The organism is Streptomyces tagetis (assembly GCF_018069565.1).
Lineage (GTDB): Bacteria > Actinomycetota > Actinomycetes > Streptomycetales > Streptomycetaceae > Streptomyces > Streptomyces tagetis.
Genome location: NZ_JAGPNL010000001.1, coordinates 1 through 20,821, shown reverse-complemented (window position 1 = coordinate 20,821; position 20,821 = coordinate 1). Strand labels below are relative to the sequence as shown.

Sequence of the window (20,821 nt, the reverse complement as noted above, 5' to 3'; positions counted from 1 at the left end):
CCACCCTGGGGACATGCCCGAAGGAGACACGGTCTGGCAAGCCGCCCGGCGCCTGCACGAGGCACTGGCGGGCGGCGTACTGATCCACGGCGACCTGCGCGTGCCCCGGTACGCCACGGCCGACCTCACCGGGCGCCGGGTCCTGGACGTCACCCCGCGCGGCAAGCACCTGCTCACCCGGATCGAGGGCGGCCTGACCCTGCACTCGCACCTCGGGATGGACGGCGCCTGGAAGGTGTACGCGCCCGGACGGCGCTGGAGCGGTGGCCCGGCGCACCAGATCCGCGCCATCCTCGGCACCCGGGACCACACCGCCGTCGGCTACCGCCTGCCCGTGCTGGAGCTGCTGCGCACCGCCGACGAGGACCGGGTCGTCGGCCACCTCGGCCCCGACCTGCTCGGCCCCGACTGGGACCCCGAGCAGGCCCTCGCCAACCTGCGCGCCGAGCCGGCCCGCGCCCTCGGGGAGGCCCTGCTCGACCAGCGCAATCTGGCGGGCGTCGGCAACGTCTACAAGAGCGAGCTGTGCTTCCTGCTCGGCGTCACGCCCTGGCTGCCCGTCGGCGACCTGCCCGCCGGCCTCGCCGGGAAGCTGCCCCTGATCGCGCACCGGCTGCTGGAGGCCAACCGCGACCGCCCGGTACGCCGCACCACGCCGCTGCGCGGCCAGGACCTGTTCGTCTACGGCCGCGCACCCCGGCCCTGCGCGCGCTGTGGCACGTCCGTCCGGGTGGCCGACCAGGGCGACGGCTCCCGGGAGCGCCCCACGTACTGGTGCCCGGTCTGCCAGAAGGGCCCCGCCCCGCCACCCCGCGCCCGCCACCCCCGCCACGGCACCCGCACCGGAACGGGCACCGGCACCGGCACCCGCAGCACCGGCACGGGCCCCGGCACCCCACGAGGCACCTGACCCGCCGCACACAACCCCCGAACCCCCGCCTCAGCCCCCGGCCCCACCCCACCCGCCTCACACGTCTCATCCCTCCACCTCACCCTCCCCAGGCACCGCACCACCTCCCGGCACTGCCCCACCGCCCCCACGGCCCCAGCCCGAAGCCGAAGCCGATCCCGAACCTGCCACCGACCCCGAGCCCAACGCCGTACCCGCTCCCGGCCCCGGCCCCGACCCCGACCCCGACCGCAGAGCCTGCCGCCACCGCCCCGTGGCGAGCGCGCCCACCGCCTGCGCCTTCGGCACGCAGTGGACGGGCAGCACGCTCAGCCCCCATCCGCCGGCCGCGACCGCCCCTTCCAGCACCCCCGCGTCGGAGGCGAACGTCAGGCGCAGCACCGCCCACCACCACAGGGCGCCGCCGGTCAGCGCGGCGGCACCGCGCAGGCCCCGCGTGAGGGTCATCCGTTCGCGGCTTGGAACATCCAATGCTGCTTCTCGAGATCCGCCGTGACCTGGATGAAGATGTCCTGGCTCACCGGGTCGGGCTCCCCGGTCGCGGCGATCCGCTCGCGCATCCGGTCGATGACCGCGCCCAGCGCCTCCACGATGGTCCCGACCGCGGCGGTGTCGTCGACCCAGCCCTCCGGGGTGACCCCGATACCGCTGCCGACGGCCACGGTGGCGGCCCGGCCGTCGGGCGAGACGCCGAGGGCGGAGGCGCGTTCCGCGACGGTGTCGGAGTAGGTACGGGCGGTGGCGACGACCTCGTCGAGCTGGAGGTGTACGGAGCGGAACCGCTGCCCGACCACGTTCCAGTGGATCTGCTTCGCCACCAGGGCCAGGTCCACCAGGTCGACGAGGGCCCCTTGCAGGGCCTCGGACACGGTCTTCAGGTTCGCGTCGGACAACGGGCTCTTCACGACGTACATGCGTGCACCTCCGCCGGTTCGCCCCCCGACCACCTTGTCCCTCCACGATGACCGCAGCGCCGGGGACCGGCAACCGGCGCCCGGAGCGGGGAGAGGGCGCCGAGAGGGCCGAGAGGGCGCGGGTACGCAAAAACCCCGACCGCACCTCTCCGGTCCTCCCGGAGAACCCCGGCCGGGGCCTCACACGTGCTGGACGGACGGCGGGGCCGTCCCGCGCGCACGTACACGCGCTCGACGATCAGGCGGCGACGACGTCCACGGCCTCGGCGGGCGCCTTGATGGTCACCCGTTCCGGTGGCACGCCGGTCACCGACACGGGGCCCAGCATCGGACGCACCGGGGCGGGCACGGTGTCACTGGACGTGGCGGCGGCGGACTGGGCCAGCTCGGCGAGGGCGAGTTCGTCGCTCACCTCGCGCATCAGCTCGGACATCCGCACGTCCAGCGCGTCGCAGATGGCGGAGAGCAGTTCGGAGGAAGCCTCCTTCTGCCCCCGCTCCACCTCGGAGAGGTAGCCGAGCGAGACCCGGGCGGACGAGGAGACTTCACGCAGGGTACGGCCCTGACGCTGGCGCTGCCGACGCAGCACGTCACCCAGCAGGCGACGGAGCAGAATCATCGGTGGCTCCCTCCTCGGGCCGCGTAACCGCATCCTTCTCGCCCCACCGTACCGCCTCGCGCTGCGGCCGTGCGGGGAGCGATGTCGTGTTCACTCTGGGCTGCAAACATCAAAACCCCCCGTTCCGTTCCGTATCCTGTGCCCGCTCGTTCCCGGGATGTTCGCTCGCCAGCTCCGCGAGAAGGAGGGCGAGCACGCTCCGTACGCTCTCCATACGAATTTCCGCGCGGTTGCCGTTCAACCGCAGCTCCTCAACTTTTCCGCCAGAGGCGGAACCCTCATTCGTCCCGAATGGTCCCTGTCCCGGTCCCTGTGCCGGTCCTTCGACGGCCACGTAGACCGTCCCGACCGGTTGTCCGTCCTGGGGGTCCGGGCCGGCGACGCCGGTCGTGGCGATACCCCAGTCGGCACCGAGCACCCGGCGGACGCCTGCCGCCATCTGGGCGGCGACCCGCGGGTCCACGGCTCCCCGCTCGGCGAGGAGTGCGGCGTCGACGCCGAGCAGGTCCCGCTTCAGCTCCGTCGCGTAAGGGGTGACCGACCCCCGGAAGACCCGGGAGGCGCCCGGCACGTCCGTGATCCGTGCCGCCACCAGACCGCCCGTGAGCGACTCCGCGACCGCGAGGGTCCGGCCCTGCGCCGTGAGCAGCCGCACCACCTCCGCGGCCGGTGAAGTCACCCGTCCGTCTCCCTCAACGCCGCCCTCCGCTCGGCGATTCCCCGTCGGCGCAGCAGGACTGCCTGCCGCACGTAGTCCAGTCCGGTCGCCACCGTGAGCACCACGGCCGCGGCCATCACCCAGAACCGCAGGGTGGCCAACGGCCCCGTGAGCGCCAGCACGTACATGCCGACGGCCACGCCCTGGGTGAGGGTCTTCAGCTTGCCGCCCCGGCTCGCCGGGATGACGCCGTACCGGATGACGAGGAAACGCAGGAGCGTGATCCCGAGTTCCCGGCCGAGGATGACCGCCGTCACCCACCACGGCAGATCGCCGAGGGCGGAGAGGCAGATCAGCGCCGCGCCCATGATCGCCTTGTCGGCGATGGGGTCGGCGATCTTCCCGAAGTCGGTGACGAGGTTGTAGGTGCGCGCCAGGTGCCCGTCGAACAGGTCGGTGATCATGGCGACGGCGAAGGCCGCCCAGGCGAACGAGCGCCAGGCCGGGTCGAAGCCGCCGTTGCCGAGCATGAGCGCGACGAAGGCCGGTACGAGGACCAGCCGGAGCATGGTCAGGAAGTTGGCGATGTTCCAGACGCTGGCCTGGTTGACCGCGGCGGCCGTGATCTTCGCACCGCGCCCGGCGGCACCGCCCTCGGTCGACCCCCGCCCGGCCCCGCCGTCCTCGGACACGCCGGGCCCCGCGACACCGCCCTCGGTCGCACCGCGCCCAGCCGTACGACGCCGGCTCGCGCCACGCCCGGCCGCACCGCCCTCGCTCGCACCCCGTTCCACCGCGCCGCGTTCCACCGCCCCGCGTTCGACGGGACCACGTTCCACGGGCCCGTGCTCGGGCGAGCCGCGCCCCGGGCCGCCGCCAGGGGTGTGCGCCGCGGCAGTACCCTCGGCCGCGCCCGCCACCGCGCGCGGACCGGTCCCGCGCGCCCCGGGGGAACCCCCCGCCGCGGACGCCGGCACTCCGGTCATCTGCCCGCCTCCTCGCTCCGCCCGGATGAACCGTGCAGCGGCTCGGCCACCAGGTCGACACCCTCCGTGCCGACCACCTTCGCGTCGACCATACGGCCGGCCCGCAGGCCCTCGCCGCTCGTGAGGAGCACCTGGCCGTCCGTCTCGGGGGCCTGGTGGGCGGCGCGGCCGTACACACCCTCCTCCTCGTCGACGGATTCCACGAGTACGCGGACGGTCTCCCCGACGCGCTCCTCGGCGCGCTGCGAGACGAGTTCCTCGGCCAGCCGGGAGACCCGGTCGAGCCGTTCGGCGACGACGTCGGCGTCGAGCTTGTCGTCGTAGGTGGCCGCCTCCGTGCCCTCCTCGTCGGAGTAGCCGAAGACGCCGATGGCGTCGAGCCGCGCGTGGTCGAGGAACCGCTCCAGCTCGGCGAGGTCGTCGGCGGACTCGCCGGGGAAGCCGACGATGAAGTTGGAGCGCACGCCGGCCTCGGGGGCCTTGCTCCGGATGGTGTCGAGCAGTTCCAGGAAGCGGTCGGTGTCGCCGAAGCGGCGCATCGCCCGCAGCACTCCGGGCGCGGAGTGCTGGAAGGACAGGTCGAAGTAGGGCGCGACCTTGGGGGTGGAGGTCAGCACGTCGATGAGGCCGGGGCGCATCTCGGCGGGCTGGAGGTAGCTGACGCGCACCCGCTCGATGCCGTCGACCTCGGCCAGTTCGGGCAGCAGGGACTCCAGCAGGCGGATGTCGCCGAGGTCCTTGCCGTAGGAGGTGTTGTTCTCGGAGACCAGCATGATCTCCCTGACGCCCCCTTCGGCCAGCCAGCGGGTCTCGTTGAGCACGTCGCTGGGGCGGCGGGAGATGAAGGAGCCGCGGAAGGACGGGATGGCGCAGAAGGAGCAGCGCCGGTCGCAGCCGGAGGCGAGCTTCACCGAGGCGACCGGGGCACCGTCGAGCCGGCGGCGCAGGGGCGCGCGGGGACCGGAGGCGGGGGCGAGGCCGTCGGGGAGGTCGGTGGGGGCGTGGCCGGGCAGGGCGACCGCGGCACCGGCCTCCTGCCGTTCGGCGGGGCTGATGGGGAGCAGCTTGCGGCGGTCGCGCGGGGTGTGGGCGGCGTGGATGCCGCCGCCCAGGATGGTCCGCAGCCGGTCGGAGATGTCGGCGTAGTCGTCGAAGCCGAGCACGCCGTCCGCTTCGGGGAGGGCCTCGGCCAGTTCCTTGCCGTAGCGCTCGGCCATGCAGCCCACGGCCACCACGGCCTGGGTCCTGCCGTGGCTCTTGAGGTCGTTGGCCTCCAGGAGGGCGTCGACGGAGTCCTTCTTGGCGGCCTCGACGAAGCCGCACGTGTTCACGACGGCGACGTCCGCTTCCTCGGCGTCCTCGACGAGCTTCCAGCCGTCCGCCTCCAGACGGCCTGCCAGCTCCTCCGAGTCCACCTCGTTACGGGCGCAGCCAAGGGTGACGAGTGCGACGGTACGGCTTTCAGGCATGGGCTCAAGACTACTTCGTCCGGCCGACGCCCCATGTCGACGGGGGCGTGGCCCACCCGTGGCCCACCCGTGCGCCCTCCGCGGCTCACGCCGTCCCGGCCCCCGCACCGTTCGCGGCTCACGCGGGCCCCGCTCGTGCCCCGCCCGCGCGGACGCCCGGGGCACGCGCCCCCGCCACGCCGGCCGGCGGAGTCCGCCGGCCGGCGTGGCCGGGTCGTGAAGGGGACTCAGCCGACCTGCGGGTCGCCCTTGGTGTACGTCAGCCGCTCCACGGCGCCCGGCTGGAAGTCGTCGTCGATCTTCTTGCCGTTGACGTAGAGCTGGATCGCGCCGGCGTCGCCGAGGACGAGGTCGACCTTCTCGTTGTCCTGGAAGGTCTTGGAGTCGCCCTTCTGGAGGAGCCCGTCGAAGAGCAGCCGGCCGTTGTGGTCCTTGGCCGAGATCCAGCTACGGCCCTCGGCGGCGCTGACCTGGACGGTCACCTTGTCGTGGGGGGCCGCGGCGATGGCGCTGTCGCTCGGCTCGGGGCGGGGTTCGGCGGGCTTGGCCGTCGGGGAGGGCGAGGCGGACTCGGCGCTCGGCTGGGCGCCCTCGGCGACGCTCGCCTCGGAGCCGCCGTCGTCGCCGCCCTTGACGACGGTGAAGCCGACGAAGCCGACCACGGCGACGATGGCGGCGACCATGGCCGCGGTCCAGTTGGGGCCGCGCCGCTCGGGACGGATGCGTTCCGCCTCGAAGAGGGGCGCGGCGGGGGTCGGGGCCGGGCGTCCGCCGTGGTCGGCGTCGAACCGCGCGACCAGACCGGCCGGGTCCAGCCCGACGGCCTTGGCCAGCGTCCTGATGTGGCCGCGTGCGTAGACGTCCCCGCCGCAGGGCGCGAAGTCGTCGGCCTCGATGGCGTGCACGATGGCGATGCGGACACGGGTGGCGGTGCTGACGTCGTCGACGGTCATCCCGGCGTCGATGCGCGCCCGTCGCAGGGCACTGCCGACGGAGGGGCGGTCTTCGCCGGAAACGTCTTCGAAGGGACGCTCGTTTTCAGGGGAGTTGCCGTTGGACACGGGGGCGCCTTTCGAGCGTATAGCCGCCTGTGCTGGGGATTCAGTCTAGGGGGGGTGCAAACGGGTGGGGCAACCGGGCGGTGCACTGCGTACGCCATCGGAATGGGCCCCGCACCCCGATGGTCGCTTGTCTCCTTGTGGCTTCCCTCACGTTGACGTATGTCATGGGGAAACGGTTGCTCAATGATCGCTAACGGGTGAGTCACGATCGGCCGGACGGCCGCCCGGGGCCGCCGGACGGCGGACCCTGACGTACCGTGCCTACCCTTCAGACTCCCCCCGGATCACGGCGAGCACGCCCTCCAGTTCGTCGGGCTTCACCAGAACGTCACGGGCCTTGGACCCCTCGCTCGGTCCCACGATGCTCCGCGACTCCATGAGGTCCATCAGCCGCCCCGCCTTGGCGAAGCCGACGCGCAGCTTGCGCTGGAGCATGGAGGTCGAGCCGAACTGGGTGGAGACGACCAGTTCGGCGGCCTGGCAGAGCAGGTCGAGGTCGTCGCCGATGTCCTCGTCGATCTCCTTCTTCTGCTTGGTGCCGACCACCACGTCGTCCCGGAAGACGGGCGTCATCTGGTCCTTGCAGTGCTGGACGACGGCCGCGACCTCCTCCTCGGTCACGAAGGCGCCCTGCATGCGGGTCGGCTTGTTCGCGCCCATCGGCAGGAAGAGCCCGTCGCCCTTGCCGATCAGTTTCTCGGCGCCGGCCTGGTCGAGGATGACCCGCGAGTCGGCGAGGGAGGAGGTGGCGAACGCGAGCCGGGAGGGCACGTTCGCCTTGATCAGGCCGGTGACGACGTCGACGGAGGGCCGCTGGGTGGCGAGCACCAGGTGGATGCCGGCGGCGCGCGCGAGCTGCGTGATGCGCACGATGGCGTCCTCGACGTCCCGGGGGGCGACCATCATCAGGTCGGCCAGCTCGTCCACGATCACCAGCAGGTACGGGTACGGCTGGAGTTCGCGCTCGCTGCCCTCGGGCGGCGTGACCTTGCCCTCGCGCACGGCGCGGTTGAAGTCGTCGATGTGCCGGTAGCCGTAGGCGGCGAGGTCGTCGTAGCGCAGGTCCATCTCGCGCACGACCCACTGGAGGGCCTCGGCGGCCCGCTTGGGGTTGGTGATGATCGGCGTGATCAGGTGCGGGATGCCCTCGTACGCGGTCAGCTCGACGCGCTTGGGGTCGACGAGGATCATCCGGACGTCCTCGGGGGTCGCCCGCATCATCACCGACGTGATCAGGCAGTTGATGCAGGACGACTTGCCGGAGCCGGTGGCGCCGGCGACCAGCATGTGCGGCATCTTCGCCAGCGAGTGCATGACGTAGCCGCCCTCGACGTCCTTGCCGAAGGCGACCAGCATCGGGTCGTCGTCCTCGGCGGACTCGGCGAGCCGCAGCACGTCGCCGAGGTTGACCATCTCCCGGTCGGTGTTGGGGATCTCGATGCCGACCGCGGACTTGCCCGGGATCGGGCTGATGATCCGCACGTCCGGGCTGGCGACCGCGTACGCGATGTTCTTGGTCAGGGCGGTGATCCGCTCGACCTTCACAGCGGGGCCGAGTTCGACCTCGTAGCGCGTGACGGTCGGGCCTCGGGTGAAGCCGGTGACCCGGGCGTCGACCTTGAACTCGGTGAAGACGGTGGTGAGCGAGTCGACGACGGCGTCGTTGGCGGCACTGCGCGCCTTGCCGGGCCCGCCGCGCGTGAGCAGGTCGAGGGAGGGCAGCGCGTAGGTGATGTCGCCGGAGAGCTGGAGTTGCTCGGCGCGCGGCGGAAGCTCCCGCTCCTGCGGACGCGGGCTCTTGGTGAGGTCGGGGACGGGGGTCCGGCCCGACTCCTGGCGGGACGGGTCCTGCCGGAGCTTGCCCGGCTGGGGGCGGGCGGCCGGCACCGGGGTCGGCGTGGTCGGCTCGCGGTCGCCGGGGCTGACGCCCTGGGTGAGGTCGGCGACGAGCGGCGAGGGCGGCATCCCGTGCAGGACGGCGCCGTCCAGCGCGGCGGCAGCGGCGGCGGCGACGTCCACGGCGTCCAGCGGCCGGGCGGGGTCGGGCTGCGGCGCGGCGGACCGCCGGGACCGGCCCCGGCGACGGTCGAGGGCCTCCTGCTCGGCGGAGTCGGGGTCGCGCGGCCCGGCGCCCGGACCGCGCCGGCGGGGCCGCTCGGGCAGCGCCTCGCGCCACTGCTCCTCGTACCGTTCGTCGTCGTCGGTGAACGCGCCGGCCTCCGCCTCCGGGTCGTGGAGCAGACCGAGGCGCACGCCGAGCGCCCGCAACCGCTGCGGGACGGCGTTGACCGGGGTGGCGGTGACGACGAGCAGGCCGAAGACGGTGAGCAGCACGAGCAGCGGCACCGCGAGGACGTCGGTCATCATGAACGACAGCGGGGTCGCCGCGCCCCAGCCGATGAGGCCGCCGGCGTCCCTTATCGCCTGCATCCCGGCGCCGCGGGCCGGCGAGCCGCAGGCGATGTGCACCTGGCCGAGCACGCCGACGACCAGCGCGGACAGGCCGATCACGATCCGGCCGTTGGCCTCGGGCCGCTCGGGATGGCGGATGAGGCGCACGGCCATGCCGCCCAGCAGCAGCGGCACCAGCAGGTCGAGCCGGCCGAAGGCGCCGGTCACGAGGATCTCGACGAGATCGCCGACCGGGCCCTTGAGGTCGGCCCAGGTGCCGGCCGCGACGATGAGGGTGAGGCCGAGCAGCAGCAGGGCGACGCCGTCCTTGCGGTGGGCCGGGTCGAGGTTGCGGGCGCCCTGTCCTATGCCACGGAAGACGGCGCCGACGGCGTGCGCGAGACCCAGCCAGAGGGCGCGCACCAGCCTGTAGACGCCCCCGGTCGGGCTGGGCGCCGGCTTGGGCGCGGCCTTCTTCGCGGGCGCCCGCCTGGCCGGTGCCTTCTTGGCGGGAGCCTTCTTCGCGGCGGCCTTCTTCGCCGGAGCCTTCGAGGGAGCCGCCGCCTTCCTGGCGGGCTGCTTCTTGGCTGCGGAGGGACGTGAGGCCATGGGTGTGAGGTTACCGGGGGAGACGGCGGTCGACACGTGTGCCTACCGCTTCACCCGATCGTGTCGTCCCGCCAGAGCCGCGGAAGTGACAGCTCCGGTACGGGGGTTGACAGGGGCTCACGGGCCGCCACGCCGGGCGGTCCGGCGCACCCTCGGACCGGGGTCAGTTCATCCCGTTGTGGCCGTCGGAGGAACCCGGCTCCAGGGCGTCCAGGGCCCGCCGCAACCCGGTGAGCTTGCGCTCCAGATGGGCCGCGGTCGCCACCGCCGCCGCGTCCGTCGACTCGTCACCGAGCTGCTTGGACAGCGCCTCGGCCTGCTCCTCGACGGCCGCCAGCCGCGCCGACAGCTCGGCGATCAGACCCGCCGGCTCCTTGGACTCGCCGCCCGCGGACCTGCCGCTGCCCTCCAACTGGAGGCGGAGCAGGGCCGCCTGCTCCCGCAACTGGCAGTTCTTCATGTACAGCTCGACGAAGACGGAGACCTTCGCGCGCAGCACCCACGGGTCGAACGGCTTGGAGATGTAGTCCACCGCGCCCGCCGCGTACCCGCGGAAGGTGTGGTGGGGTCCGTGGTTGATCGCGGTGAGGAAGATGATCGGGATGTCCCGGGTCCGCTCCCGGCGCTTGATGTGGGCGGCGGTCTCGAAACCGTCCATGCCCGGCATCTGCACATCCAGCAGGATCACCGCGAAGTCGTCCGTGAGCAGCGCTTTGAGCGCTTCCTCCCCGGACGATGCCCGCACCAGCGTCTGATCGAGCGCCGAGAGGATCGCCTCCAGCGCCAGCAGATTCTCCGGCCGGTCATCGACCAGGAGGATCTTGGCCTTCTGCACCATGGCCCGCCCTCCTCGCCCCGGCGTGGGGCCTCCCCAGTCCGCAGGACTCGGGGCAGCACCTGCGGGTGCCGCCCCGGGGGACGGCTCCCTTGCGCCGCCCGTCCTCGTGCCGGTCATCGTAGCCGCACCCCGCCCGTCGCCACACCCTGTCACCGCGATGTCACCGTGCACACAGCCAGAACGCGGCCGGAGACGAGAAGGTTCCCCGGAACCCGTGTCATTACACGGCTTCGCGCACATCCGCGCGCCGACCCGCACACGTCCCGCCGGTTCCCGTCACGCTCCCGCCACCACCGTCGCACACCCTTCCCACGAGCGGACGGGCGGCACCCGCGCGCCGCCCGTCCGCCCCCGGCTCAGCCCCGGGCTCACTCCTGGCTCAGTCCTCGCTCACCCCTCGCTCACCCGTGGCTCAGCCCTGTCTCGTTCCCGGCTCCCGGCTCCCGGCTCCCGGCTCAGCCCCGGCGCATCCACTGCTCCATCACCGTCAGCAGGTGATCCGGGTCGACCGGTTTGGTCACGTAGTCGGAGGCTCCCGACTCAAGGGCCTTCTCCCGGTCGCCCTTCATCGCCTTGGCGGTCAGCGCCACGATCGGCAGCCCGGCGAACTGCGGCATCCGCCGGATCGCCGTGGTCGTCGCGTACCCGTCCATCTCCGGCATCATGATGTCCATCAGCACCACGGCCACGTCCTCGTACTGCTCCAGCACCTCGATGCCCTCGCGGCCGTTCTCCGCGTAGAGCACGGTCAGCCCGTGCTGTTCCAGGACGCTGGTGAGCGCGAACACATTGCGGATGTCGTCGTCGACGATCAGCACCTTCTCGCCGCCGAACCGGATGGACCGCCGCGGACGCGGCTCCGCCTCCGGGTCGCCGGCCGGCCACGACTCCGGCGCCGCCGACCGCTCCGCCGCCTCCTCGCGCAGCGTCCGGCGGTGCCGGAACAGCGCCGCCCCGGGCTGCGGTTCGCGGTACGAGAGCGTCTCGACCGGCGTGCCGGACCCGGCGTCCGCCTCGGGCAACTCCGCCACGGCGCCCGCGGACGCCACCAGCTCGCCCGTCACCGACGGCGGCATGGGCGACTGGTAGCCGTGGGCCGGCAGCTCACCGGGGTGCAGCGGCAGGTACAGGGTGAACGTCGAACCGCGGCCCGGCTCGCTCTGCGCGTGGATCTCGCCGCCCAGAAGCTGCGCGATCTCCCGCGAGATGGAGAGCCCGAGGCCCGTACCACCGTACTTGCGGCTGGTCGTGCCGTCGGCCTGCTTGAACGCCTCGAAGATCACCCGCATCTTGCTCGCCGCGATCCCGATGCCGGTGTCGCTCACGGAGAACGCGATCAGCTCGGTGTCCGGGTCGGTCATCGAACCGGCCTCCAGCAACTGCTCCCGGATCGCCTGCGGCACATCGTCGCGGGCCGGGCGGATCACCAGCTCGACCGCGCCCGAATCGGTGAACTTCACCGCGTTGGACAGCAGGTTGCGCAGCACCTGGAGCAGCCGCTGCTCGTCGGTGTGGAGCGTGGCCGGCAGCTCCGGCGAGACCCGCACCGACAGGTCGAGCCCCTTCTCCGCCGTCAGCGGGCGGAAGGTGGCCTCCACGTAGTCCACGAGCTGGACCAGCGCGATCCGCGTCGGCGACACGTCCATCTTGCCCGCCTCGACCTTCGACAGGTCGAGGATGTCGTTGATGAGCTGGAGCAGGTCGGAACCGGCCCCGTGGATCGTCTCCGCGAACTCGACCTGCTTCGGGGTGAGGTTGGCGTCCGCGTTGTCGGCGAGCAGCTTCGCCAGGATCAGCAGCGAGTTGAGCGGCGTACGCAGCTCGTGCGACATGTTGGCGAGGAACTCGCTCTTGTAGCGCATGGAGACCGCGAGTTGCTCGGCCCGCTCCTCCAGCACCTGCCGCGCCTCCTCGATCTCGGTGTTCTTGACCTCGATGTCGCGGTTCTGCCGCGCCAGCAGCTCGGCCTTCTCCTCCAGTTCGGCGTTGGACGACTGCAACGCCTTCTGCCGCTGCTCCAACTCCTCCGAGCGGTCCCGCAGTTGCTCGGTCAGCTCCTGCGACTGCTTCAGCAGCAGCTCCGTCTTGGTGTTGACGGAGATCGTGTTGACGCTGGTGGCGATCATCTCGGCGATCTGGTTGAGGAAGTCCTTGCGGATCTGCGTGAACTCCGTGAAGGAGGCCAGCTCGATCACGCCGAGCACCTTCCCCTCGAAGAGCACCGGAAGGACGATCACCTGGGCGGGCGGGGCCTCCCCCAGCCCCGAGGAGATCTTCAGGTAGCCGCTCGGCGCGTCCTCCACCAGGATCGTGCGCTTCTCCTGGGCCGCCGTCCCCACCAGCGCCTCCCCCGGCCGGAAGGACGTCGGCATCGACCCCATCGAGTAGCCGTACGACCCGAGCATCCGCAGCTCGTACGCGTCCTCGTGCCCACCGGCCGGCTCCGGGCCCTCCGCCGGCGGCATGGCCAGGAAGAACGCCCCGTGCTGCGCGGCCACCACCGGCGTCAGCTCGCTCATGATCAGCGAGGCGACGTCCTGGAGGTCGCGGCGGCCCTGCATCAGCGCGGAGATCCGGGCCAGATTGCCCTTGAGCCAGTCCTGCTCCTCGTTGGCGATCGTGGTGTCGCGCAGGTTGGCGATCATCTTGTTGATGTAGTCCTGGAGCTCCTGGATCTCCCCGGAGGCATCCACGTCGATCTTGAGGTTCAGGTCGCCGCGGGTCACCGCGGTCGCCACCCGCGCGATGGCGCGCACCTGCCGGGTCAGGTTCCCGGCCATCTCGTTCACCGACTCGGTCAGGTCCCGCCAGGTCCCGTCCACGTCCCGCACCCGGGCCTGGCCGCCGAGCTGGCCCTCCGTGCCCACCTCGCGGGCGACCCGGGTGACCTCCTCCGCGAACGAGGAGAGCTGGTCGACCATCGTGTTGATCGTGGTCTTCAGCTCCAGGATCTCGCCGCGCGCGTCGATGTCGATCTTCTTGGTCAGGTCGCCCTTGGCGATCGCCGTCGTGACCATGGCGATGTTGCGGACCTGACCGGTCAGGTTGGACGCCATCTGGTTCACCGACTCGGTGAGGTCCTTCCAGGTGCCCGACACGCCCGGCACGTGCGCCTGCCCGCCCAGGATGCCGTCCGTGCCCACCTCGCGGGCCACCTTGGTCACCTGGTCGGCGAAGGAGCTGAGCGTCTTGACCATGGTGTTGAACGTCTCCGCGAGCTGCGCCACCTCGCCGCGCGCCTCGATCGTCACCGTCCGCGTCAGGTCGCCGTTGGCCACCGCGGCGGCGACCTGGGAGATGTTCCGCACCTGAACGGTGAGGTTCTTCGCCATCAGGTTGACGTTGTCGCTCAGGTCCTTCCAGATGCCGACCACGCCGGGCACATGCGCCTGGCCGCCCAGGATGCCTTCCGTGCCCACCTCGCGCGCCACCCGCGTGACCTGCTCGGCGAACGAGGAGAGCTGGTCGACCATGGTGTTGACCGTGGTGACCAGTTCGAGGATCTCGCCCTTGGCGTCGACCGTGATCTTCTTCGAGAGGTCGCCCTTGGCCACGGCGGTCGTGACCTCGGCGATGTTGCGGACCTGCATGGTCAGGTTGTTGGCCATGCCGTTCACGGACTGCGTGAGGTCCTTCCAGGTGCCGGAGACGCCCTGCACCTCCGCCTGGCCGCCGAGGATGCCCTCGGTGCCCACCTCGCGCGCCACCCGCGTGACCTCCTGGGCGAACGACGAGAGCTGGTCCACCATCGTGTTCAGCGTGTTCTTGAGTTCCAGGATCTCCCCGCGCGCGTCCACGGTGATCTTCTGGGACAGGTCACCGCGCGCCACCGCCGTGGCGACCTGCGCGATGTTGCGCACCTGCGCCGTCAGATTGCCGGCCATGCCGTTCACCGAGTCGGTCAGGTCCCGCCACACCCCGGCGACCCCGGGCACCTGCGCCTGACCGCCGAGCCGGCCCTCCGTACCCACCTCGCGGGCGACCCGGGTCACCTGGTCGGCGAAGGCGGAGAGCTGGTCGACCATCGTGTTGATGGTGTTCTTCAGCTCCAGGATCTCCCCGCGCGCGTCCACGTCGATCTTCTGCGACAGGTCGCCGCGCGCCACCGCCGTCGTCACCTGGGCGATCTGCCGCACCTGCGAGGTGAGATTGCCCGCCATGAAGTTGACGGAGTCCGTCAGCTCCTTCCAGGTGCCCGACACGCCGTCCACGCGGGCCTGACCGCCGAGGCGGCCCTCCGTGCCCACGTCCCGGGCCATCCGCGTCACCTGGTCGGCGAAGCTGGAGAGCTGGTCCACCATGGTGTTCACGGTGTTCTTGAGCTGGAGCATCTCGCCGGAGACGTCCACCGTGACCTTCTGCGACAGGTCACCGTTGGCCACCGCCGTCGTCACCTGGGCGATGTTGCGCACCTGACCGGTGAGGTTGCGGAACGCCGTGTTGACCGAATCGGTCAGGTCCTTCCAGGTGCCCGCCGCGCCCGGCACCTGCGCCTGCCCGCCCAGCTCACCCTCGACACCGACCTCCCGGGCCACCCGCGTGACCTCGGCACCGAAGGCGGACAACTGGTCCACCATCGTGTTGACGGTGTTCTTCAGCTCCAGCATCTCCCCGGCCACGTCCACCGTGACCTTCTGCGACAGGTCACCGTTGGCCACCGCCGTCGTCACCGCGGCGATGTCCCTGACCTGCGTCGTCAGGTTGCGGAAGACCGTGTTGACCGAGTCCGTCAGGTCCTTCCAGATCCCCGCCGCGCCCGGCACGTTCGCCTGCCCGCCGAGCTGCCCCTCGCCGCCGACCTCGTTGGCCACGCGCGTGACCTCGTCCGCGAAGATCCGCAGAGTCTCCGTCATCTGGTTGACGGTCTCGGCGAGCTGCGCGACCTCGCCCCGGGCGGGCACGGTCACCTTCCGGGACAGGTCGCCGTTGGCGACCGCCGTGGTCACCTCGGAGATCCCGCGTACCTGGGCGGTGAGGTTCCCCGCCATCGTGTTGACGGAGTCGGTCAGCTCCTTCCACACCCCGGCCACCCCGGACACCTGGGCCTGTCCGCCCAGCTCGCCCTCGGTGCCGACCTCCCGGGCGACGCGCGTCACCTCGGAGGAGAAGGCGAGGAGCTGGTCGACCATCGTGTTGACGGTGTTCTTCAGCTCCAGCATCTCGCCGGCCACGTGCACCGTGACCTTCCGGGACAGATCACCCTTGGCCACCGCCGTGGTGACCAGCGCGATGTCCCGCACCTGCGCCGTCAGCCGGTAGGCCATCGTGTTGACGGAGTCCGTGAGGTCCTTCCAGGACCCCGACATGCCGCGCACCTGGGCCTGACCGCCGAGCTTGCCCTCGGTGCCGACCTCGCTGGCCACCCGCGTGACCTCGTCCGTGAACGTCGACAACTGGTCGACGAGGTTGTTCACGGTCCGCCCGACCTTCAGGAACTCCCCGCGCAGCGGGTGCCCCGTCCCCTCCGCCGGCTGCGTCCGCAGCTCCATACGGGGCGAGAGGTCACCGTCCGCCACCGCCGACAGCACCCGGCTCACCTCGGACACCGGCCGCACCAGGTCGTCGACGAGCGCGTTGGAGTGGTCGATCGCCGCGGCCCAGGAGCCCTCGCAGGACCCCGTCTCCAGCCGCTCGGTGAGCTTGCCCTCCCGGCCGACGACACGCCGCACCCGCGACAACTCGCCGGTCAGGTGCAGATTGCGGTCGGCCACCTCGTTGAAGACCGCCGCGATCTCCGCCATCACGCCGTCGCCGGAGACCGTGAGGCGCTTGCGGAAGTTCCCCTCCCGCATCGACACGAGCGCCGCCAGGAGCCGGTTCAGCGAGGCGGTGTCCACCGTCGTGGTGCTGCCCCCTCGGGGCTTTCCCTGCTTGCTCGGGGACTGTCCGCCCTTCGCGCGCGTCTTCGTGGTCCGCGTCGCCGCGCCAGACTCCACTGTGTCCCTCCCGCAGGTGTTCGACCGTCACTGCCGTATCCGGTACCACCGCGCTCGGTGGACCGGTTTCCGCCACGTGCTGTGTGTTTCCGTATGCTCCGGCCGGCCCCGCCGGAGCCACTCCCGGACTGCTGCCCGGCGCGCTCGGCGGTCGTACGGCCTGCCCCCACCATCACATGGAGCCTGCCCAGTGTTTCACCCCGGCCGAACCAGGCCATAACAGTTCGGCAGCTTCGCACACCGTCCGCACACCCTCGGAGCGGAAACACCGCGGACCGGCATCCGGTCGGACGGCGAAGGTAAGTAACCTTGCATCCGGCTGTCCAGCCGTGCGGGGGTCCGTCCGGCCTGGGCGGCGCCACGGACGACGAGCGGGCAGCGGAGGGGCGGCCGGAGAGATGACCACCGGACTGATCCCGGGGGAGCAGCCCCCGGACCCCGGGCCCACGGACGGCCTGCCGCGGCAGCGCCGCGAGACGGCCGTCGACGAGCCCGGCAACGGGGAGAGAGGGTCGAGGAATTCTGTGATCACCGCGCGCGCGGCCGCCGGCTTCGAACCGGTCGGACGATCGGTGGCGAGCGCCCGTTCCTTCGTACGGGACACCCTCCAGGGCTGGGGCCACGCCGACGTCGTCGACGACGCGGTGGTGCTCACCAGCGAGCTGGTCACCAACGCCGTCGTACACGCGGGCACCGCCGCCGACGTGGTGTGCCTGCGCAGCGACGAGGGCGTACGGATCGAGGTGGCCGACCGGTATCCGGAACGGGAGGTCCCGGTCCAGGGCTCGCCCGCCACCATGGGCAGCCCCGACCGCGAGGGCGGACGCGGCCTCCAGCTCTGCGCCGCGCTCGCCACCCGCTGGGGCGTCGAGTACACGCCCACCCACAAGAACGTCTGGTTCCAGCTCGACCTCCCCGAACGCTCGGTCGGCACCCGCGCCGCCGGCCCCTGCCTCCCCACCGAACTGCTGCCGCTCGCGGACGGACGCGTCCGCGTCGCCGTGGTCCAGATCGACCGCACCGGCGCCATCGCCTCCTGGAACGAGGACGCCGAGGACCTCTTCGGCTACCCGGCCGACCAGGTCACCGGCAAGCCGCTCACCGACCTCGCCGCCTGGCCGCACACCCCGGGCACCGGCACCGGCATCGCCGAGGCCCTGCGGCTCTCCCGCTGGGAGGGCAGCTACGGCATCCGCGCCGCCGACGGCCGCGTCACCCCCGTCTACGCCTCCCACCTGCGGGTCCGCGACACCGGCGGCGAGCCGTCCACCGTGTGCCTGCTGGTGCGCGACCACGAGCGGGCCGTCCTCCAGACCCCGCCGCGCGGCCCGGCCGCGGACACCTCCGCCACCTCCGAGGGCCAGAGCGCCGATCCCTTCGAGGTCTTCATCGGCTCCCCCGCCCCGGACGACCTCGACGGCCTGCTCCAGCGCACCGTCGAACGGGCCCGCGACATGCTCGACGGCGACGCCGCCTTCCTGCTCCTCGCCACCGACGACGAGACCGAGCTGGAGGTGCGCGCCTCGACCGGCCTGCCCTCCGCCCGCCAGCGCTTCGCCCGGGTCCCCGTCGAAGCCGGCCCGGGGCGCTACGGCTCTGCCCGCATGCCCGCCGTCCACGACGACCTGACCTCCGCCCCGGGCGCCGTGCCGCTGCTCGACGCCACCGGCATGCGCTCCGTCGTCACCGTCCCGCTCAAGGTCGAGGGCCGCCTCACCGGCTCCCTCGGCGTCGCCGCGGAGGGACCGGGCCGCTACTCCAACGAGGAGGCGCTGCGCCTCCAGTTCGCCGCGGACCGCATCGCCCTCGCCGTCGAGTCCGCCCGGCTCGGCGAACTGGAGCGCCTGCGCCGCGGCTCGCTCAGCTTCCTCGTCGAGGCGTCCGACCTCCTCGCCGGCACCCTGGACCGCGACCAGACGCTCGCGCTGATGGCCCAGATGACGGTGCCGACGCTGGCCACCTGGTGCGCCGTGTACACCATCGCCGACCAGGCGTCGGACCCGTACCTGTCGTACGTGCTGCACGAGGACGAGGAACTGATCGACGGCATCAAGTCGCTGCTGTCGAAGGTGGCCCCGCCCGACCCCGTGCCGACGCCCGGCGCCCGGGTGTGGACGGCGCCCGGCGAGGTGGCCCACCAGGCGGCGCTGCGCACCTCCATGCGCTCGCTGGGCCTGAGCGGCGGCCCCACGCAGCGGATCGGTTCGGCGATCGGCCCGACGCTGGCCACGGCGTCCGCGGTCGGCGGGGAGACGGTGGTGCTCCCGCTGGTGGCCCGCAACCGCGTCATCGGCATGCTGACGCTGGGCAAGCCGGCCGACGAGCACTTCCGCCAGGAGATCCTGGAGCTGGCCGAGGACCTCTCCCGCCGCGCCGCCCTGGCCCTGGACAACGCCCGCCTGTACTCGGAGCGCACGGCCATCAGCCAGTCGCTCCAGCGCAGCCTGCTCCCGCCCGAACTCCCCGTCGTCGACGGCGTCGAGGTCGAGGTCATCTACCGCGCCGCCGGTGAGGGCAACGAGGTCGGCGGCGACTTCTACGACCTCTTCCCGATCAGCGACGGCGCGTACGGCTTCGCCATCGGCGACGTGTGCGGCACCGGCCCGAACGCGGCGGCCGTGACCGGCCTGGCCCGGCACGCCCTGCGCCTGCTGGCACGGGAGGGGCTGAGCGGCCCGGCGGTCCTGGAGCGCCTCAACTCGGCGATCCTGGACGAGGGCGCCCGCAGCCGCTTCCTGACGCTGCTCTACGGGGAGATGCGCCCGCAGGAGGACGGCAGCGCGGAGCTGAAGGTGGTCTGCGCGGGCCATCCGCTGCCGCTGCGGCTGCGTCAGGACGGCACGGTGGAGCCGGCCGCCGAGCCGCAGCCGCTCCTCGGCGTCCTGGAGGACCTGGAGCTGTACGAGCAGACGGTCACCCTGGACCCGGGCGACGTGCTGCTGTGCGTCACGGACGGCGTCACCGAACGCCGGGAGGGCACGCGCATGTTGGGCGACGACGGCCTGGCGGACGTGCTGACGACGTGTACGGGGCTGACGGCGGGCGCGGTGGCGGCGCGGATCATGCGCGCGGTGGAGCGCTTCGCGTCGGACGCCCCGTCGGACGACATGGCGATCCTGGCGATGCGGGTGCCGGAGCCCCACGCGGACTGACGCGCGGGGCATGTCGGGGCATGCGAAAGGCCCCACCCGATCGGGTGGGGCCTTCGGGCCGGAGCCCCCAAACGGAATCGAACCGTTGACCTTCTCCTTACCATGGAGACGCTCTGCCGACTGAGCTATGGGGGCCTGTCACCTGGGAGGTTTCCCCCTGCGGCAACGGAATAGATCATACCCCGATCCGGCGGATGCTCCCAACCACGGGCGTCAGTGGGCGGCCTGGAGAAGCCCGCCGAGCGTGTTGCACGCGGAGACGATCCGCTGCATGTCCCGCTTGGTCAGCCAGGCGTCCACGGGCAGTGCCAGGGTCTCGTCAGCGGCGCGCTCGGTCTCGGGCAGGGAGACGTGGTGGCGGAAGCCGGGCATGCGGTGCACGGGTGTCTTGACGGGCACGTGGCAGGCGACGCCCCGCTCGCGTACGGCCCGTGCGAAGGCGTCGCGGTCGGGCCGCCCGTTGCCGGGGACGCGCACCACGTACTGCTGGTACGTGTGCCCGCCGGCGCCGTCGGGGGTGCGGACGCCCTTCAACTTGCCGTCGAGGTACGCGGCTCGCTGCCGGCGCTGGGCGACTTCGTCGCGGGGCGGCATGGCGGGTTCGGCCCGTTCCAGTACGAGCAGGCCGTGCCGCTGCCCGAGGGCGTGCAGCCCGGCCATGTCGGCGGGCCGTCCGAAGCGGTGTACGGCGACGACGGCCGCGGTCCGCTCCGTCAGCACGGCCGCCACGGCGGAGCCGTCTATGCAGTACGTGTCGGGGTCTATGTCGGCGAACACGGGCCGTGCGCCGGTGTCGCGCACGGCGGCGGCCGTCTCGACGTTGCCGAAGGCGGGGACGACGACCTCGTCGCCGGTGCCTATGCCGGCGGCCCTGAGGAGTGCAGCAGTACCCATGCTGGGAGGGTGTCCGCGCGATGTGAACGTCAAGTGACGTAAAAAGAAAAAGGGTTGGACCCGGAACCGAAGTTCGGGGCCCAACCCTTTTCAATGATTGTTCGGCGGCGTCCTACTCTCCCACAGGGTCCCCCCTGCAGTACCATCGGCGCTGTAGAGCTTAGCTTCCGGGTTCGGAATGTAACCGGGCGTTTCCCCTACGCTATAACCACCGAAACACTATGAAACCAGCCGACAAAGGCTGTTCGTGGTTTCAGAACCAACACAGTGGACGCGAGCAACTGAGGACAAGCCCTCGGCCTATTAGTACCAGTCAACTCCACACCTTACGGTGCTTCCATATCTGGCCTATCAACCCAGTCGTCTACTGGGAGCCTTACCCCA

General features: G+C 71.9%; 12 protein-coding genes, 1 tRNA gene and 2 rRNA genes. 2 read left to right on the top strand and 13 right to left on the bottom strand.

Annotated features, from left to right (window positions below):
* Positions 1-13: 13 nt before the first annotated feature.
* The gene (locus J5Y05_RS00075; protein WP_210867641.1) at positions 14-910 is read left to right on the top strand and encodes a DNA-formamidopyrimidine glycosylase family protein; all 897 of its coding nucleotides are present in this window, start codon (positions 14-16) and stop codon (positions 908-910) included.
* A 443-nt stretch (positions 911-1,353) separates the two neighbouring features.
* Here the strand turns inward: J5Y05_RS00075 and J5Y05_RS00070 are convergent, their stop codons facing one another.
* From J5Y05_RS00070 to J5Y05_RS00030, 9 genes are all read right to left on the bottom strand, one after another.
* Complete coding sequence (locus tag J5Y05_RS00070; protein ID WP_210867640.1) at positions 1,354-1,824, bottom strand: Dps family protein; 471 nt, start codon at positions 1,822-1,824, stop codon at positions 1,354-1,356.
* A 238-nt stretch (positions 1,825-2,062) separates the two neighbouring features.
* A complete protein-coding gene (locus J5Y05_RS00065; protein WP_210867639.1) occupies positions 2,063-2,443 on the bottom strand; it encodes a helix-turn-helix domain-containing protein in 381 nt (126 codons plus the stop codon).
* Between the two features lie 109 nt (positions 2,444-2,552).
* A complete protein-coding gene (locus J5Y05_RS00060; RefSeq protein WP_210867638.1) occupies positions 2,553-3,122 on the bottom strand; it encodes a CinA family protein in 570 nt (189 codons plus the stop codon).
* A complete protein-coding gene (gene pgsA, locus J5Y05_RS00055) occupies positions 3,119-4,087 on the bottom strand; it encodes a CDP-diacylglycerol--glycerol-3-phosphate 3-phosphatidyltransferase (protein WP_210867637.1) in 969 nt (322 codons plus the stop codon). Before pgsA ends, J5Y05_RS00060 begins: the two co-directional genes overlap by 4 nt.
* Positions 4,084-5,556 (bottom strand): 30S ribosomal protein S12 methylthiotransferase RimO, encoded by a 1,473-nt coding sequence (gene rimO, locus J5Y05_RS00050; protein ID WP_210867636.1) that lies wholly within the window; start codon positions 5,554-5,556, stop codon positions 4,084-4,086. The genes pgsA and rimO overlap by 4 nt, the downstream gene beginning before the upstream one ends.
* Positions 5,557-5,783: 227 nt before the next feature.
* On the bottom strand, positions 5,784-6,617 hold the full coding sequence (locus J5Y05_RS00045; RefSeq protein WP_210867635.1) for a helix-turn-helix domain-containing protein: 834 nt from the start codon (positions 6,615-6,617) through the stop codon (positions 5,784-5,786).
* Positions 6,618-6,878: 261 nt separating this feature from the next.
* Positions 6,879-9,617, bottom strand: coding sequence for a DNA translocase FtsK (locus J5Y05_RS00040; protein WP_210867634.1), 2,739 nt, complete (start codon positions 9,615-9,617; stop codon positions 6,879-6,881).
* Between the two features lie 163 nt (positions 9,618-9,780).
* Positions 9,781-10,455, bottom strand: coding sequence for a response regulator (locus J5Y05_RS00035; protein ID WP_210867633.1), 675 nt, complete (start codon positions 10,453-10,455; stop codon positions 9,781-9,783).
* 455 nt (positions 10,456-10,910) lie between these two features.
* The gene (locus tag J5Y05_RS00030) at positions 10,911-16,391 is read right to left on the bottom strand and encodes a HAMP domain-containing protein (RefSeq protein WP_210867632.1); all 5,481 of its coding nucleotides are present in this window, start codon (positions 16,389-16,391) and stop codon (positions 10,911-10,913) included.
* A gap of 398 nt (positions 16,392-16,789) precedes the next feature.
* Between J5Y05_RS00030 and J5Y05_RS00025 the strand changes: the two genes are divergently transcribed.
* On the top strand, positions 16,790-19,543 hold the full coding sequence (locus J5Y05_RS00025) for a SpoIIE family protein phosphatase (RefSeq protein ID WP_210867631.1): 2,754 nt from the start codon (positions 16,790-16,792) through the stop codon (positions 19,541-19,543).
* A 62-nt stretch (positions 19,544-19,605) separates the two neighbouring features.
* On the opposite strand, the gene J5Y05_RS00020 is transcribed toward J5Y05_RS00025, so the two are convergent.
* The 4 genes from J5Y05_RS00020 to J5Y05_RS00005 form a co-directional block, all read right to left on the bottom strand.
* Positions 19,606-19,678 (bottom strand) — tRNA-Thr (locus tag J5Y05_RS00020).
* 78 nt (positions 19,679-19,756) lie between these two features.
* A complete protein-coding gene (locus J5Y05_RS00015; protein WP_210867630.1) occupies positions 19,757-20,437 on the bottom strand; it encodes a DegT/DnrJ/EryC1/StrS family aminotransferase in 681 nt (226 codons plus the stop codon).
* Between the two features lie 99 nt (positions 20,438-20,536).
* Positions 20,537-20,653 (bottom strand): 5S ribosomal RNA (gene rrf / locus J5Y05_RS00010).
* A gap of 67 nt (positions 20,654-20,720) precedes the next feature.
* Positions 20,721-20,821: ribosomal RNA gene (locus J5Y05_RS00005) — 23S ribosomal RNA — on the bottom strand; the annotation flags it as partial.